Here is a 14,313-nt window from a genome sequence, read left to right on the forward strand (position 1 = left end):
CTTTTATCGGGCGCAGTCGCCGCAGGTGCCGTGAAGTGTGAGCGCGGTATGGCGGGTGTCGATGCCTTGCTTGCGCAACGCCTTGCCGAGCCGGCCCATCACCTTGGGCAGTTCGGGGTCCGAAGGCAGCGCCAGCACCTTGTGGCACTGGTCGCATTCGAAGGTGTTGCCCGAGGCGGCTTCGACGTGCCGCGCGAAGCGGTTGACGCGGTCGGCGCCCACGCGGCGGTCGCACAGGCCCGCTTCGACGAGGCGGTCGAGCACGCGGTAGATGGTCACGCGGTCGGGGGCTTCACCCGTGGCGGTGGTGTAGGCCGCGGCCACTTCCTCGTGCGTCAGGGGCTGGGAGGTGTGCTTGAGCAGCTCCAGCACGGTCTGGGCGGCGCGGGTCACGCGCAGGCCGCTTTCGCGCAGCAGGGTCTCACTGTCGAAGGCGGCGAGCGGGGGCTTCGGGTGCGGTGTCGGGGTCTTCATGGGAAACGCCATTGTGTTGCATCCCCGGGGCTCGTGTGTAACGCAAGGCCAAAATCGCCCGCCGGCCATGCCAGATAATCGGCCGCATTCCAGACCAACGGACGGCACGAACAGCATGGACACAGAGCGCGGCGGCGACGCACTCAGCCACGTGCTTGCGACGTACAGGTCCGAGCGGGCGGTCACGGCGCGCTTCTCGCTCTCCGCGCCATGGGCGCTGCATTCGAGCGGCGTCGCCGGCCCGCTGATCCGCATGTGCACCGGCGCGCCGTACTGGATCGCGGTGGACGGCGCCGAGCCGGTGGCCGTCGCGCCGCACGACATCGCGATGCTGCCGCAGGGCGGCGCCCACACCGTGTCGTCCGCGCCGGGCCTGGAGGCCGAGCCGTTTCGCGATCTCATCACCGCGCACTCGGTCGGCCGGCATGGCGACCACCCGATCGTGTTCTCGCACGGCGGCGGCGGCGCGGCGACCGCGTTGTTCTCATTGCACCTGTGGATGCCCGCGGAGGGCCTCGGCTCCATCATGGCGAGCCTGCCGCCGCTGATCGTGCTGCGGCAGGATGAGATTCCCACCACCGCGTCGCTCGCGCAGGCGATGGAATCGCTGGTGAACGAAACCATCGCGCAGCGCCCGGGCTGGCAGCTCTCGGCGGCGCGCATGGCCGACCTGCTGCTGGTGCACATCCTCTGCGAGCACCTGTACGCGCAGCCCCAGGCCGACCAGGCGCAGCAGGCCGGCCAGCTGCGCGGGCTGGACGACGAGAGCATCGCGCGCGCGATGTCGCTGATGCACGAGCGGCCCGAGCACCCGTGGTCGGTGGCCACGCTGGCGCAGGCGAGCTATCTCTCGCGCACCGTCTTCAGCGAGCGCTTTCGCGCGCTGGTCGGCGTGACGCCCATGCACTACCTGGGCTCCTACCGCATGACGCTCGCGGCCGAGAAGCTCAAGAACCGGCAGCTGAGCCTGCACCAGGTGGCAGAGGCGGTGGGCTATGCCTCGGAAAAGGCGTTCTCGCGCGCCTTCCAGCGCTGGACGGGCATGACGCCCAGCGCGTATGTGCGTCAGGCTGCGCCCAATAGCGATAGCCAGGACCGTTCACGCTGAGCTTGTCGAAGCGCAGCGCAAGGCTTCGACAAGCTCAGCCCGAACGGTTTGCGGCGATCCGCATGAGTTGCCGCACCGGACGATCGGTGCCCAAATCCGGCGTGCCGGAGGTTGAGGCGGCCGCATGCGCGCCGAACAATCGGCGCATGCCCATCCAACGCCACCGAGTCATCCCCGACGTCCGCAATCCGGCGCTCGAAAACTCCCTCGTCAAATCGATCGCCACCGGCGACAACCGGCAGCGCGAAGCCACGGTGAAGAACACCGACGGCGAGCCGCTGCTGCAGTTCGAAGGCCAGAGCAATCCGTACCTGGAGCACCAGCGCAACGACCTGCTGCTGAGCATCCAGCACCTGCGCAGCGAAGGCCACGACGAGATGGTCTTCCTGTGCATCACGCACTGCAAGGAGCTGACCTTCAAGGCCATTCACTACGAGCTGGTCAACATGCAGGCGCGCATCCGCGCCGACGACGTGGCCGGCGCGCTGCAGCTGGTGCCGCGGGTGCGCGCGCTGCTGGAGTTTCTGGGCAAGACCTGGGACGTGCTCTCCACCATCACGCCGCACGAGTTCAACCAGTTCCGCAACACGCTGGGCATCGCCTCGGGCCAGCAGTCGTACATGTACCGGCACGTGGAGTTCATCCTGGGCAACAAGTCGGTGCCGCTGGCACGTGCGCATGCGAACAACCCCGACGTGTGGCCCGGCATGGAACGCGCGCTGAATTCGCCGAGCCTCTACGACGACGTGCTCGCGCTGCTGCACCGGCGCGACATCGCGGTGCCGGCCGAGGCGCTCGCGCGCGACTGGTCGGCGCCTTATGTGGTGAACCCGGGCGTCGAGGCCGCGTGGCTCTGGGTCTACGGCGACCCGACACCGGAGAACGATCTCTACCGACTGGGCGAAGCGCTGATGGACATCGCCGATGTGTTTTCGCAATACCGCTGGCGGCACTTCGTGTCGGTCGAGCGCATCCTCGGCTTCAAGCCGGGCACGGGCGGCTCGGCCGGCGTGGGATGGCTGCGCAGCGTGGTCGACCACCGGTTCTTTCCGGAGCTATGGTCCGTGCGCACGCAACTCTGAGGCGCCCGTTCATGACTGCCACACACAAGGTGCTGATCGTCGGCGCAGGCATCGCGGGCTGTTCGGCCGCCATCGCGCTGGCCGACAAAGGCATGCAGGTCACGCTGGTCGAAAAAGAGGCGCAATGGCGCTTCCAGAGTTCGGGCATCTTCATCTACAGCAACGGGCTGGAGGCGCTGCGCAGCGTCGGCGTGCTGCCGCAGATCCTCGATGCGGGCTTCGGCATCGCGGACGGACGCAACGTCTACCTCGACCACCACGGTGCGCCGATCGTCGATGTGTTCTATCCGCGCTCGCATGGCGACGCGGTGCCGGTCCTGGGCATCAAGCGCGCGGAGATGCACCGCATCCTCGCGGGCCGGCTCGGTGCGCTCGGCGTCGCTATCCGGCTCGCGACGACGGTGGCGACGATCCATTCGCCCGCCGGCGGCGATCACGCGGAGGTCACGTTCTCCGATGGATCGGTGCAGCGCTTCGACCTCGTCGTCGGCGCGGACGGCATCCGCTCGCAGGTCCGCGAGGCCGTGTGCGGACCCGTCGCGCCGCGCTACACGGGCTTCGGCGTCTGGCGCAGCGTGCACGCACGGCCGCGCGCGCTGGACGCGAAGGTCATGATGATGGGCATCGGCAAGCGCCTGGGCATCATGCCGATCAGCGACGACAGGCTCTACATCTTCGGCACGGTGAGCGAGCCTGCGGACCGCTGGTATCCGAGGGCGCAATGGCCCGCGTTGATGCGCGCGCGGTTCGCGGAATTCGGCGGGCCGGCGCGGCAGTTTCTCGACGAGCTCTCCGCGGATTCGGAAGTGCTCTACACCGCCGTCGAGGAAGTGCAGGCCCCGTTGCCCTGGCACGCGGGCCGCGTGCTGCTGATCGGCGATGCGGCGCACGCCTCGACGCCGTTCATGGGGCAGGGCGGCGCGATGGCGGTGGAGGACGCCGTGGTGCTTGCCGACATGCTCGCGGCGCACGGCATCGGCGAACAGACCCTGAAGGCCTTCGGCGAGCGCCGCTTTCCGATGTGCCGCTTCGTGCAGGAGGCTTCCCGCAAGGTCGGCGAGGCGGGCGCCGTGGAAGACGCCGCGAGCTGCGCGCGCCGCAACGCGGCGATGCAGCAGACGGCCCAGCAGCAGGTCGATGGCTTCTACCGCGAACTCGATGCGCTGCGTGCGGTGCCGTCCTGAAGGATTGGAAAAGCTGCTTATGCCCGGATGCAGCTAAGCATCTGACGAAAGGGTCGTTCGCGCGAAGGCGGCCGCGCGACAGAATCGCGCGCTTTGTCTTTTGCAACCGAAAGTCTTCCATGCGCGTCCACCCCTCGCTGAAAAAACCGTTCCTCGCACTGTGGGCCGGTGCGCTGTTCTCGCTGGGCGCGCAGGCGCAGCAACCGCCGGCGGCCTACCCGTCGAAGGCCGTGCACATCACGGTCGCCAACACGCCCGGCAGCTCGCCCGACGTGCTCGCGCGCTATCTGTCGCAGCGCCTGTCCGAGCAATGGAAGCAGCCCGTGGTGGTCGACAACCGCGCCGGGGCGGCGGGCATCCTGGCGGCCGATGGGCTCGCGAAGGCCCCGGCCGACGGTTATTCGCTGCTGGTGGGCGCCGATGGGCCGATCACCATCCTCCCCAATCTCCAGGCCGGGCTGCCGTACGACGCGCGACGCGACCTGGTGCCGGTGGTGTCGCTCGGGCAGATCGATTTCGTGCTGGTCGCGAATCCGAAGACGGGCTTTCGCACCGTGGCCGATTTCGTGCACGCCGCCAAGGCGCAGCCGGGGCGCATCAACTACGCCTCGGCCGGCAACGGCAGTCCGCAGCAGCTGAGCATGGAACTGCTCAAGCAGAAGACCGGCATCTACGTCACCCACATTCCGTACCGCGGCGGTCCGCTGGGCATGCAGGACGTGATCGCGGGGCAGGTGGACGTGATGTTCATCGCCGTCGGCCCCGCGCTGCCGCACATCCGCACCGGCAAGCTGGTCGCGCTGGGCACCAGCGGCGAGAAGCGCCATGCGCTGCTGCCCGAAGTGCCGACCGTCGCCGAGACCTACGCGGGCTACCGCTCGGGCACCTGGTTCGGCCTGTTCGCGCCGGCCCGAACGCCGCAGCCGGTGCTCGATGCCATCGCCGCCGATGCCGGGCGCATCGTGCAGACGCCCGCGGCGCGCGCCGATCTCGCGGTGCAGGGCATCGAGGCCACGGGCTTCGCGCAGCGGCAGTTCCAGCAGCAGGTGTCGGCCGAGTACGAGCGCTATGCGCAGATCGTGAAGGCCACGGGCATCAAGGCCGAATAGCGTCGAAGAGGGCCGAATAGGGCCGTCGATCAGCGAAGCGACCGGGACAGCGCCTTGGCGAAATCCGCGACATCGTCGTCGCGGCACACCTCGGCGGCGAGCGGCCCATGGCCGCCCGCCACGGCGACCAACGCCATCGCCTTCTTCGGGCAGAGGCCCAGGCAGGTCGACTGCACGACGCGAAGGCGCCCCGGCACATGCACCAGGTCGCGCTTGAGTTCCTTGCGGACCTGCCGCGCCTTGAGTTTGGTGGGGCCGTCGCTGCGCTCTTCGCAATCGCCGCAGACCAGCACGACGCCGGAGAGCTTGGTTTCGACCAGGGGAGGGGAATGGCTCACGCGTTGCGTTCCTTTTTTCTTTCCTTTTGTTTCAGCCCATCTTGGGCGCCAAGGCGCGCCGCGCACGTCAGCCGACTGCCCGAATGCGCTAAGGTGCGGCCATTCGCATTCCTGAATACCTTTGCCCGACCACCACGTCCCGACCACCATGTCCCGACTCCCCATCGAAATCGAAACCGCCCCGAACCCCACCACCACGGTGATCCTGATGCACGGCCTGGGCGCCGACGGCAACGACTTCGTGCCGATCGCCGGCGAGCTGGACCTCTCCAGCGTCGGGCCGGTGCGCTTCGTGTTTCCCAATGCGCCGGTGATTCCGGTGACCCTGAACAACGGCTACCAGATGCCGGCGTGGTTCGACATCGCCGGCCCCGATTTCAACGTGCAGGAAGACGCCACGGGCCTGCGCCGCTCGCAGGCCGCCATCGAGGCGCTGATCGCCAACGAAAAGGCCCGTGGCATCCCCGCGAACCGCATCGTGGTGGCCGGCTTCTCGCAGGGGTGCGCGATGGCGCTGCTCACGGGGCTGCGCCACACCGAGCGCCTGGCCGGCATCGTCGGCCTCTCGGGCTGGCTGCCGCTGGCGGCCAGCACCGCGGCCGAGCGCCACGCCGCCAACCATGAGACGCCGGTGTTCCTCGGTCACGGCCGGCAGGACCCGATGGTGCCCCTGGCACGCGCCGCGCAATCGCGCGACGCGCTCGCCGCCCTGGGCTACACCGTCGAGTGGCACGAGTACGCGATGGCGCACTCGGTCTGCATGGAGGAAGTGGCCGACCTGAACGATTTCCTGCTGCGCGTGCTGGGCTGAAGAGCGCCACGGGCCGCTGCGGCAACCCACGAGACAGACAGACAGAGAAGGAGACCGCCATGATCCTCGTCATCGGACACGCCCTCGCCAAGCCCGACACCCTGCAGGCGATGCTGGCCATCAGCGTGGAGCACGTGCTGCGCTCGCGCGCCGAGCCCGGCTGCATCTCGCACGAAGTCACCACTGATGTGCAGGCGCCGCTGCGGCTGACCTTCGTGGAGCGCTGGAGCGACATGCCCGCGCTGCAGGCGCACTTTCGCGTCGATGCCTCGCGCGCCTTCGGCAAGGCGCTCGCGGCGATGGCCGACGGCACGCCGGAGATCCACGTCTACCAGTCCGACGAGATCGATCTGCGGGCGGGCCGCGCCTAGCCCGAATCTTTCACTACAAAACAGGCCTCTGGCCCCCACGGTGCCTATGCAGGGAGCTATCAAAAAAATAGCGGGCGGACGCCTAGCCGGAAACGGGATTCCCTGCGCAAGCAGTGCCCGCGCGCCCGTGCTACCTTCCAGCCCCTCAGAAGATTGATGGGTCATAACAATATGAGCAACAGATTGCAGGAGAGGCTGGGTGCCCTTTCAGCCGCACGCCTGACAGGCATGCGCCGCGGCATCGAGAAGGAAAGCCTGCGCGCGCTGCCCGACGGCAAGCTCGCGCTGACGCCGCATCCGTTGGCGCTGGGCTCGGCGCTCACGCATCCGCACATCACGACCGACTTCAGCGAATCGCAGCTCGAGCTCATCACGGGCGTGCACGCCGGCGTCGAATCGGCGCTCGAGGAATTGACCCGCGTCCACCAGTTCACCTACCGCGTGCTCGACCAATTGGGTGACGAGCGCCTCTGGGTTTCCAGCATGCCCTGCGGCCTGCCGACCGACGAGACCATTCCCATCGGGCGCTACGGCTCATCGAACGTGGGCCGCGCCAAGAGCGTCTACCGCATGGGCCTGAGCCACCGCTACGGCCGCCGCATGCAGACGATCTCGGGCATTCACTACAACTGGTCGCTGCCCGACGTGTCGAGCGAACAGTACTTCGCGCTGATCCGCAATTTCCGCCGCCACGCCTTCCTCCTGCTGTACCTGTTCGGCGCTTCGCCGGCCTTGTGTTCGAGCTTCGTCGCGGGCCGCCCGCACGAGCTGCAGCCGCTGGGCGACGGCAGCATGTTCATGCCGCACGGCACGTCGCTGCGCATGGGGCGCCTGGGCTACCAGAGCGATGCGCAGGCCTCGCTGGCGGTGAGCTACAACAGCCTGGACGGCTACGGCGCCTCGCTGCAGGACGCGCTCACGCGGCCCTGGCCGGGCTACGAGGCCATCGGCATCCGCAACCTGGGCGGCGACTACAACCAGCTGGGCACGAGCCTGCTGCAGATCGAGAACGAGTTCTACGGCACCATCCGCCCCAAGCGCGTGATCAACCCCGGCGAGCGCCCGCTGCATGCGCTGCGCGAGCGCGGCGTCGAATACGTCGAGGTGCGCCTGATGGACCTCGACCCCTTCGAGACGGTCGGCATCAACGCGCAGACGATGCGCTTCATCGATGTCTTCCTCCTGCACTGCCTCCTGAGCGACAGCCCCGACGACACTCCCGAGGAAATCGCCGACCTCGCGCGCAACCAGCACCTGACCGCCGCGCGCGGCCGCGAGCCGGGCCTGCGCCTGTCGCGCGGCGGCAGCGAGGTGACGCTGACCGACTGGGGTATCGAACTGGTCGAAGAGTGCCTGCCCATCGCCGCTGCGCTCGACGCGGCGCAGGGCGGCACCCACCACACCGACGCGGTGAAGGCCGCCAAGGCCGCGCTGCGCAACCCCGACAGCCTGCCCTCGGCCCGCGTGCTCGCGGCCGTCGAGCAGCAGCACGGCAATTCGTTCATCGGCTTCGTGCGCGCCCAGTCGGAGCAGACCCGCGCCGCGCTGCTGGCCCTGCCGTTCTCGCCCGAGCAGCAGGCCGGGTTCGAGCGCATGACCGCCGAGTCGATCCAGGAGCAAAAGCGCATCGAGGCGGCCGACACCATGCCCTTCGAGATCTACCGCGAGCAGTACGTCTCGCCCGCGCGGCTGGGCATCGCCCGCGGCCGCATGGCGGTCGCTGCCTAGGCAAGCCGGCGATCTAGAAGATCGCCACCGGGTTGATGTTCACCTGCGTCGAGCCGGTGTACAGCGGCTGGCCCAGCACGAACAGGAACTCGCACACGCCCTCGCGCAGCAGCGCGCGGGTGTCGATCAGTTCGAGGTTGTAGATGCCGTGCTTGGCCAGCATGAACTGGTTGACGGGGAATTCTTCCCCGCTCGTGCCGGGGTAGATTTCAGACGCCCAGGTGTCGCCGCCGAAGGCCACGATCTGCTGCTCGGCGAGCCAGCGCGCGGCTCCCATGCCGATGCCGGGCTCGGCCTCGAGAAAGCGCTTGTCGTCCTTGCCGATCAGTTCGAGCCAGCCGGTGTTGAACAGCACGACATCGCCTTTTCTCAGCGCGAGGCCAGCCTTCTTCAGCACGGCTTCGATGTCCGCGACGGTGAACTCGGTGGTCTCCGCAACGATGGCCTGCTTGTAGTGCGCGGCCATGTCCAGCACCACGCCCCGCGTGACCAGCGGCGGCACCTTCTCGATGCCCAGCTTCGTCACGCCCTCGATGGTCACGAAATCGGCCGCCTTGTTGCCGTTGTAGTAGACGTTGTCGATGCCGATGTGGCCGATGCCGTTGAGCTGCGTGCCCACGCCCGTCCAGCCCTCCACCAACTCGTCGTTGAAGGTGAACTTGTTGGGCCCGGTCGACAGGCCCGCCTGCTGTCCGGGCTGGACATTGAAGAGCTTGAAGCTGCGATGGCGAAACGCCGGCGTCTTCCGGTTGACCTCGACCGCGAGCGGCAGGGCCTTGCCCTTCTTGACCAGCCCGATGGCCTGCAACAGCACCTCGGGCGTCAGCAGGTTCGCCGCGCCGATCTCGTCGTCCTTGCCGTACGCCGATGGATACCAGCGCGCGTCTTGTTCAGTCGTTTTCATGGGAGGCTTTCCAGGTTGTTCCCGGGACGGATGCCGGGCGGTTGAATTCCACGGTAGCCAAGCTCCTGCGCCGGGCCTGTAGGACGGCGGCAGGAAGGCGGCTTCTTACTTTCCCTTGCGGCCTGCCGGCGTCGGCGCATCGGCTGCGATGAGCTTCTCCGCGCGCATCTCGTCCCAGAAGGCCGCGGGAATCACCGCGGCCAGCGCCGCCTGGTCTTCGGCGATGCGCTCGGGGCGGCTCGCGCCGGGAATCACAGCGGCCACCGCCGGGTTGGCCAGCGAGAACTGCAGCGCGGCGGCCTTGATGCCGACCGAGTGGCGATCGGCCACGGCCTTGATGCGCTCGACCTTGGCGATGATCTCCGGCGATGCCTTCTGGTACTCGAAGTGCGTGCCGCCGGCCAGGATGCCCGAGCTGTACGGTCCACCCACGACGATGTCCACGTTCTGCTTCGCGGCGGCGGGCATCAGGCGCTGCAGGGCGCGCTCGTGGTCCAGCAGCGTGTAGCGGCCGGCCAGCAGGAACCCGTCGGGCTTCGCTTCGGCGAGGTCCAGCGTCAGCTCGCACGGCTCCACGCGGTTGACCCCGAGGCCCCAGGCCTTGATCACGCCTTCCTCGCGCAGGCGCGTCAGCACGCGGAAGGCCCCCTTGCGGGCGATTTCGAACTGCGCGAGCCATTCGTCGCCGTAGAAGTCCTGCGCGATGTCGTGCACCCAGACGATGTCCAGCCGGTCGGTGTTAAGGCGCTTCAAGCTGTCCTCGATCGAGCGCAGGGTCGCGTCCGCCGAGTAGTCGTTGACCAGCTTGTTGGGCCGGCCGAATTCGAAGAGCCCGCCTTTTTCGCCGAGGTCGCGCGCGGTGGTCTCTTCGGTTTCGTCCAGCACGAGGCGGCCGACCTTGGTGCTCAACACGTAATCGTCGCGCCGGTGCTTCGCGAGCGCCGTGCCGAGGCGGATCTCGGCCAGGCCCGCGCCGTAGAAAGGCGCCGTGTCGAAGTAGCGGATGCCGTGGGCCCACGCCGCATCGACGGTGGCGAGGGCTTCGGCCTCGGGGATGTTGCGGAACATGTTGCCCAGCGGGGCGGTTCCGAAGCCCAGGAGGCCGGGGAGTTTGTCCTTGATGCTCATGAAAGAAAGTCCTTGGTGGGTGGTCGATGGCTTCACTGTAGGTTTTGCGGTTGAGTCTGTCCAAGACATAATTCGTCATACTTGAGTCTTCATGGGTCTTAAATGCTGGACATCCGCCAACTTCACTACTTCGTCGCCGTTGCGGAAGACGAGCACGTCGGCCGCGCCGCCGAGCGGCTGCATATCTCCCAGTCGCCGTTGAGCCGGCAGATCGCGCAGCTCGAAGAGCGGCTCGGGCTCGTGCTGTTCGAGCGCAGCCAGCAGCGCATTCGCCTCACGGCCGACGGCCGCACCTTTCTCGCGGAGGCGCGCGCGCTGCTCACGCACGCCAACCGCCTCGAATCGCTCGCGCGCCGGCTGGGGCGCGGCGACGAAGGGGGCCTGTGCATCGGCTACATCGAGAACGCGATGCACGCCGGCGTGCTGCCCGATGCGTTGCGCACCCTGCGCGCGACGCGGCCGGCGGTGCACGTCGCGCTCTACAACCTGAAGTCGGCGGACCAGATGGAGGGCCTGCGCCAGCGCAGCCTCGATGTCGCGCTGGTGTGCGAGCCGCCGCCCGCGAACGATCCGGACCTGAAGGGCGCGCAGCTGATGAGCGATCCGATGCTGCTGGCGCTGCCCGATGCGCATCCGCTGGCCTCGGCAGCCAGGCTGACACCGGCCGCGCTCGGAAAGCTCGAATGGATCGCCGTGCAGCAGAAGGAGGGCGCGCTCACGCACGACGGCTTCGTGGCCGCCTGCGCGAAGGCGGGCTTCACGCCGAACATCTCGATGGAGGCCGCCGAGCCGCTCACCGCGCTGGGGCTGGTGGCCGCGGGCCTGGGCGTGGCGATGGTGCAGAGCAGCCTGCGCCACCATGCGCCGGCCGGCGTGGTGCTGCGCGAGTTGCCATGGTTCACCTACCGCACGCCGCTGTGGGCGGCCTGGCACAACGTCAACCTGCGGCCGCTGGTGGAGGTCTTTCGCCTGACGTTGCTGGAGGGCGTGCGGCTGGAGGGCGCGGCCCGCTAGCGATCTGCTGGATCGCCGATGCCTTGCGTCGCGCCGTCCGCAGACGACACAGGCGCTGGCCGATGGCCTACAGGCATTGGCCTGCATCGCCCACCGCGCATGGGAACCGCGCTGCGAGGATGAGCGTCATGCACCGCGCAAGCACCAACGCCAACTCCAACATCGTTTCTTCGGTTTCACCATGACATTCAAGGCCTACCTCGTCGAGGACAGTCCCGTGATCCGCGAGAACCTCGTCGGATTTCTCGAGGACGTGGCCGACGCGCAGGTCGTGGCCTCCGCCAGCACCGAGGAAGAAGCCGTGAACTGGCTGCGCCAGCACCGCGACGACTGGGACCTGACCATCGTCGATCTGTTCCTGCAGCGGGGCAACGGGCTGGGCGTGATCAACGCGTGCCGCAACCGCTCGCCGCACCAGAAAGTGGTGGTGCTGAGCAACTACGCCACGGCCGACATGCGCGATCGCTCGACGCAGCTGGGCGCCGACGCCTTCTTCGACAAATCGGCCGAACTCGACCAGCTGGTGGCGTACTGCGCCACCATGCAGCCGTCGCACGGGTGACTGGGGCCGCGCGCCTGCCGGGGCGCCGGGCCGCTTTCCTGGGGTAAAACGCCACGCTGCCGCGCAGCGGCAGGCCCGAGCATCCCCAACGAACGCAGCGAAGAGAAACACCCATGAGCAGCAGCAACACCATCGACTTCAAGGGCCGTGTGGCCATCGTGACCGGTGCCGGTGGGGGCCTCGGCCGCCAGCATGCGCTGGCCCTGGCCGCACGCGGCGCCAAGGTGGTGGTCAACGACCTGGGCGCTGCACGCGACGGCTCGGGCGGCTCGGTCAGCGCCGCGCAGGCGGTGGTCGACGAGATCGTGGCGGCCGGCGGCGAGGCCATCGCCAACGGCGCATCGGTCACCGACTTCGAGGCCGTGCAGGCCATGGTGCAGCAGGCGGTGGACGCCTGGGGCCGCGTCGACATCCTGGTGAACAACGCCGGCATCCTGCGCGACAAGAGCTTCGCCAAGATGGAGATCGCCGATTTCAAGCTGGTGGTCGACGTGCACCTGATGGGCGCGGTGAACTGCACCAAGGCGGTCTGGGCGCTCATGAACGAACAGAAGTACGGCCGCATCGTGATGACCACCTCGTCCTCGGGCCTGTACGGCAACTTCGGCCAGAGCAACTACGGCGCCGCCAAGCTCGCGCTCGTGGGCCTCATGCAAACGCTGAGCATCGAGGGCGCGAAGAACGACATCCGCGTGAACTGCCTCGCGCCCACCGCCGCCACCCGCATGACAGAGGACCTGTTCCCCAAGGAGATGCTCGAGGCCTTCCAGCCCGACGCGGTGGTGCCCGCCATGCTGGTGCTGGCCGCCGAGGGCGCGCCCAACCGCACGGTGCTCTGTGCAGGTGCCGGCGTGTTCGAGGCGGCGCACATCACGCTCACGCAGGGCGTGTGGCTGGGCAACGGCCCGGACGCCGCCGAGCAACTGGCCGCGCGGCTGGCCGAGGTGACCTCGCACGAGGGCGAGACCGTGCCGCAGGCCGGCACCGCGCAGGGCAGCAACGAGGTCGCCAAGGCCATGGCGAACGCAAAGAGAGGTTGAGCGAACGACCCTGTTCATGGCGCTTGACCTAGAGCGCACTCGAGCATTTCCAATGAATTCACCGGGACTTCCGGTTCATTCAACTGCCAAGGAAAAGCCATGAACACGATCGACAACAAGGCCCTGGTCCAGCACATCCATGCGGAGCTGGACAAGGGCAACGGCCAGGCCTTCATCGACAGCCTGGCCGACGACGCCAGCTGGACATTGGAGGGCACCACGCCCTGGTCGCGCACCTACGCGGGCAAGGCGGCCATTCGCGAGGAGCTGATCGCGCCGCTGTTCGCGCAGTTCGCCGCGCCCTACGTGAGCAAGACCGAGCGCATCATTGCCGAGGGCGACCGGGTGGTGGTGCTGTTCAGCGGCGACGTGCCCACCAAGGCCGGCAAGCGCTACAACAACCGCTACTGCTACGTCTACCGACTCGAAGGAGGCAAGGTGAAAGAGCTGACCGAGTACTTCGACACCGCACTGGTCCAGGAGGCGCTCCAGGCGCCGCCGGTCGCCGCGCATGCCGGCTAGCGCGCCCGCAGCACCGGCAGCACCCGCGGCACCGGTCGTGAAGGGCACGCCCTTCCACATCGGCGAGCTGGCCACCCGCACGGGCCGCACGGTGCACGCGATCCGCTGGTACGAGACGCAGGGCCTCGTGCCCGGCGTGGCGCGCGACGATGGCGGCCGGCGCCTCTACGGGGAGCTGCACGTCGGCTGGCTCGACCTGATGGAGCGCCTGCGCCGCACCGGCATGTCGATCGCCGAGATGCGCCAATACACTGCGCTCGCGCTGCAGGGCAAGGCCACGCTGCAGCAGCGCCGCGACATGCTCGCTGCGCACCGCCGGCGCGTGAGCGAGACCATCGCCGATTGGAAGAGGGCGCTCACGCTGGTCGATCGCAAGATCGATTTCTACGACGCGTGGATGGCGAGCGGCCATCGGCCGCCGCTGATTCCCGCGGACACGCCGCGCGCCGCACCGCCCAAGCGGCGCAAGACGCGCTGAACGCGGCCGCTATTCCGCGACGAAGCCGCTGTCCTTGCGGATCGAATCGCGGTCGCGGTGGTTGTTCAGGCGCCCCAGCGTGCTGTCGAGCAGGCGCTTGAGCTTGTCGGACGCGCCGCGGAAGGCCTCGTCCATCGTGTTGCCGTGCTGCGTCACGGCGAGTGGCTGGTGGTGGGCAAGGCGCGCTTCCATCACGCAGCGCTTGTCGCCGCCGCCGGCCTTGTCGTGGTTCTCGTCGCTCAGATGCACCTCGATGCGCGTCACGTCCGCGACGAAACGGCTCAGTTGCTGCTTGATTTCCGTGTCGGCCCAGCGTTCCAGCGTGTCCTTGTTCTCGATACCGTTGCTCGTGTTGACCTGAATCTGCATGCAATGCCTCTCTCTGCTGGATGGATGAACGAAAGCCCACTGTGCGCCCTGAAGCGCCGTGCCGTGCGTAGGTCTATTCCCTACCCACGCG

General features: G+C 68.1%; 17 protein-coding genes. 12 read left to right on the plus strand and 5 right to left on the minus strand.

Going from position 1 to position 14,313, the window contains the following annotated elements:
- Positions 1–3 precede the first annotated feature (3 nt).
- Positions 4–474 (minus strand): Fur family transcriptional regulator, encoded by a 471-nt coding sequence (locus tag JC881_RS18865; protein ID WP_198787241.1) that lies wholly within the window; start codon positions 472–474, stop codon positions 4–6.
- Between the two features lie 115 nt (positions 475–589).
- Between JC881_RS18865 and JC881_RS18870 the strand changes: the two genes are divergently transcribed.
- The 4 genes from JC881_RS18870 to JC881_RS18885 all read left to right on the plus strand — a co-directional run bounded on the left by JC881_RS18870 (position 590) and on the right by JC881_RS18885 (position 4,957).
- Positions 590–1,582, plus strand: a complete 993-nt coding sequence (locus tag JC881_RS18870; protein WP_198787242.1) for an AraC family transcriptional regulator — start codon at positions 590–592, stop codon at positions 1,580–1,582.
- Between the two features lie 146 nt (positions 1,583–1,728).
- On the plus strand, positions 1,729–2,664 hold the full coding sequence (locus tag JC881_RS18875; protein WP_198787243.1) for a tryptophan 2,3-dioxygenase: 936 nt from the start codon (positions 1,729–1,731) through the stop codon (positions 2,662–2,664).
- Positions 2,665–2,675: 11 nt separating this feature from the next.
- Positions 2,676–3,848, plus strand: a complete 1,173-nt coding sequence (locus tag JC881_RS18880) for an FAD-dependent oxidoreductase (RefSeq protein ID WP_198787244.1) — start codon at positions 2,676–2,678, stop codon at positions 3,846–3,848.
- 119 nt (positions 3,849–3,967) lie between these two features.
- Positions 3,968–4,957, plus strand: coding sequence for a Bug family tripartite tricarboxylate transporter substrate binding protein (locus tag JC881_RS18885; RefSeq protein WP_198787245.1), 990 nt, complete (start codon positions 3,968–3,970; stop codon positions 4,955–4,957).
- A gap of 29 nt (positions 4,958–4,986) precedes the next feature.
- Here the strand turns inward: JC881_RS18885 and JC881_RS18890 are convergent, their stop codons facing one another.
- Positions 4,987–5,295, minus strand: a complete 309-nt coding sequence (locus JC881_RS18890; protein WP_198787246.1) for a hypothetical protein — start codon at positions 5,293–5,295, stop codon at positions 4,987–4,989.
- 148 nt (positions 5,296–5,443) lie between these two features.
- Here JC881_RS18890 and JC881_RS18895 point away from each other — a divergent pair, with 148 nt between their 5' ends.
- From JC881_RS18895 to gshA, 3 genes are all read left to right on the plus strand, one after another.
- Positions 5,444–6,106, plus strand: a complete 663-nt coding sequence (locus JC881_RS18895) for an alpha/beta hydrolase (RefSeq protein ID WP_198787247.1) — start codon at positions 5,444–5,446, stop codon at positions 6,104–6,106.
- Between the two features lie 59 nt (positions 6,107–6,165).
- Positions 6,166–6,477, plus strand: a complete 312-nt coding sequence (locus JC881_RS18900) for a putative quinol monooxygenase (RefSeq protein ID WP_198787248.1) — start codon at positions 6,166–6,168, stop codon at positions 6,475–6,477.
- Positions 6,478–6,648: 171 nt separating this feature from the next.
- Positions 6,649–8,205 (plus strand): glutamate--cysteine ligase, encoded by a 1,557-nt coding sequence (gshA, locus tag JC881_RS18905; protein WP_198787249.1) that lies wholly within the window; start codon positions 6,649–6,651, stop codon positions 8,203–8,205.
- Between the two features lie 13 nt (positions 8,206–8,218).
- On the opposite strand, the gene JC881_RS18910 is transcribed toward gshA, so the two are convergent.
- A complete protein-coding gene (locus JC881_RS18910) occupies positions 8,219–9,109 on the minus strand; it encodes a cyclase family protein (RefSeq protein WP_198787250.1) in 891 nt (296 codons plus the stop codon).
- A gap of 105 nt (positions 9,110–9,214) precedes the next feature.
- Entirely contained in the window at positions 9,215–10,237 is a 1,023-nt protein-coding gene (locus JC881_RS18915; protein WP_198787251.1) for an aldo/keto reductase, read from the minus strand.
- A 102-nt stretch (positions 10,238–10,339) separates the two neighbouring features.
- Between JC881_RS18915 and JC881_RS18920 the strand changes: the two genes are divergently transcribed.
- From JC881_RS18920 to JC881_RS18940, 5 genes are all read left to right on the plus strand, one after another.
- Positions 10,340–11,251, plus strand: a complete 912-nt coding sequence (locus tag JC881_RS18920; RefSeq protein ID WP_198787252.1) for a LysR substrate-binding domain-containing protein — start codon at positions 10,340–10,342, stop codon at positions 11,249–11,251.
- Positions 11,252–11,432: 181 nt separating this feature from the next.
- Positions 11,433–11,813, plus strand: a complete 381-nt coding sequence (locus JC881_RS18925; protein ID WP_198787253.1) for a response regulator — start codon at positions 11,433–11,435, stop codon at positions 11,811–11,813.
- Positions 11,814–11,926: 113 nt separating this feature from the next.
- A complete protein-coding gene (locus tag JC881_RS18930; RefSeq protein WP_198787254.1) occupies positions 11,927–12,853 on the plus strand; it encodes an SDR family NAD(P)-dependent oxidoreductase in 927 nt (308 codons plus the stop codon).
- 99 nt (positions 12,854–12,952) lie between these two features.
- Positions 12,953–13,375: a nuclear transport factor 2 family protein gene (locus JC881_RS18935; protein ID WP_198787255.1), complete on the plus strand. Its 423-nt coding sequence runs from the start codon at positions 12,953–12,955 to the stop codon at positions 13,373–13,375.
- Positions 13,365–13,853, plus strand: coding sequence for a MerR family transcriptional regulator (locus tag JC881_RS18940; protein WP_198787256.1), 489 nt, complete (start codon positions 13,365–13,367; stop codon positions 13,851–13,853). Before JC881_RS18935 ends, JC881_RS18940 begins: the two co-directional genes overlap by 11 nt.
- Before the next feature lie 9 nt (positions 13,854–13,862).
- Here JC881_RS18940 and JC881_RS18945 read toward each other — a convergent pair whose 3' ends face one another.
- Positions 13,863–14,222, minus strand: coding sequence for an HPF/RaiA family ribosome-associated protein (locus JC881_RS18945; protein WP_198787257.1), 360 nt, complete (start codon positions 14,220–14,222; stop codon positions 13,863–13,865).
- Between the last annotated feature and the right edge of the window lie 91 nt (positions 14,223–14,313).

Source organism: Variovorax sp. IB41 (assembly GCF_016405905.1).
Lineage (GTDB): Bacteria > Pseudomonadota > Gammaproteobacteria > Burkholderiales > Burkholderiaceae_C > Variovorax.

Coding starts and splice junctions, on each gene's coding strand:
- JC881_RS18865 (WP_198787241.1), bottom strand. CDS start 474: ATGAAGACCCCGACACCGCACCCGAAGCCCCCGCTCGCCGCCTTCGAC.
- JC881_RS18870 (WP_198787242.1), top strand. CDS start 590: ATGGACACAGAGCGCGGCGGCGACGCACTCAGCCACGTGCTTGCGACG.
- JC881_RS18875 (WP_198787243.1), top strand. CDS start 1,729: ATGCCCATCCAACGCCACCGAGTCATCCCCGACGTCCGCAATCCGGCG.
- JC881_RS18880 (WP_198787244.1), top strand. CDS start 2,676: ATGACTGCCACACACAAGGTGCTGATCGTCGGCGCAGGCATCGCGGGC.
- JC881_RS18885 (WP_198787245.1), top strand. CDS start 3,968: ATGCGCGTCCACCCCTCGCTGAAAAAACCGTTCCTCGCACTGTGGGCC.
- JC881_RS18895 (WP_198787247.1), top strand. CDS start 5,444: ATGTCCCGACTCCCCATCGAAATCGAAACCGCCCCGAACCCCACCACC.
- JC881_RS18900 (WP_198787248.1), top strand. CDS start 6,166: ATGATCCTCGTCATCGGACACGCCCTCGCCAAGCCCGACACCCTGCAG.
- gshA (WP_198787249.1), top strand. CDS start 6,649: ATGAGCAACAGATTGCAGGAGAGGCTGGGTGCCCTTTCAGCCGCACGC.
- JC881_RS18910 (WP_198787250.1), bottom strand. CDS start 9,109: ATGAAAACGACTGAACAAGACGCGCGCTGGTATCCATCGGCGTACGGC.
- JC881_RS18915 (WP_198787251.1), bottom strand. CDS start 10,237: ATGAGCATCAAGGACAAACTCCCCGGCCTCCTGGGCTTCGGAACCGCC.
- JC881_RS18920 (WP_198787252.1), top strand. CDS start 10,340: ATGCTGGACATCCGCCAACTTCACTACTTCGTCGCCGTTGCGGAAGAC.
- JC881_RS18925 (WP_198787253.1), top strand. CDS start 11,433: ATGACATTCAAGGCCTACCTCGTCGAGGACAGTCCCGTGATCCGCGAG.
- JC881_RS18930 (WP_198787254.1), top strand. CDS start 11,927: ATGAGCAGCAGCAACACCATCGACTTCAAGGGCCGTGTGGCCATCGTG.
- JC881_RS18935 (WP_198787255.1), top strand. CDS start 12,953: ATGAACACGATCGACAACAAGGCCCTGGTCCAGCACATCCATGCGGAG.
- JC881_RS18940 (WP_198787256.1), top strand. CDS start 13,365: ATGCCGGCTAGCGCGCCCGCAGCACCGGCAGCACCCGCGGCACCGGTC.
- JC881_RS18945 (WP_198787257.1), bottom strand. CDS start 14,222: ATGCAGATTCAGGTCAACACGAGCAACGGTATCGAGAACAAGGACACG.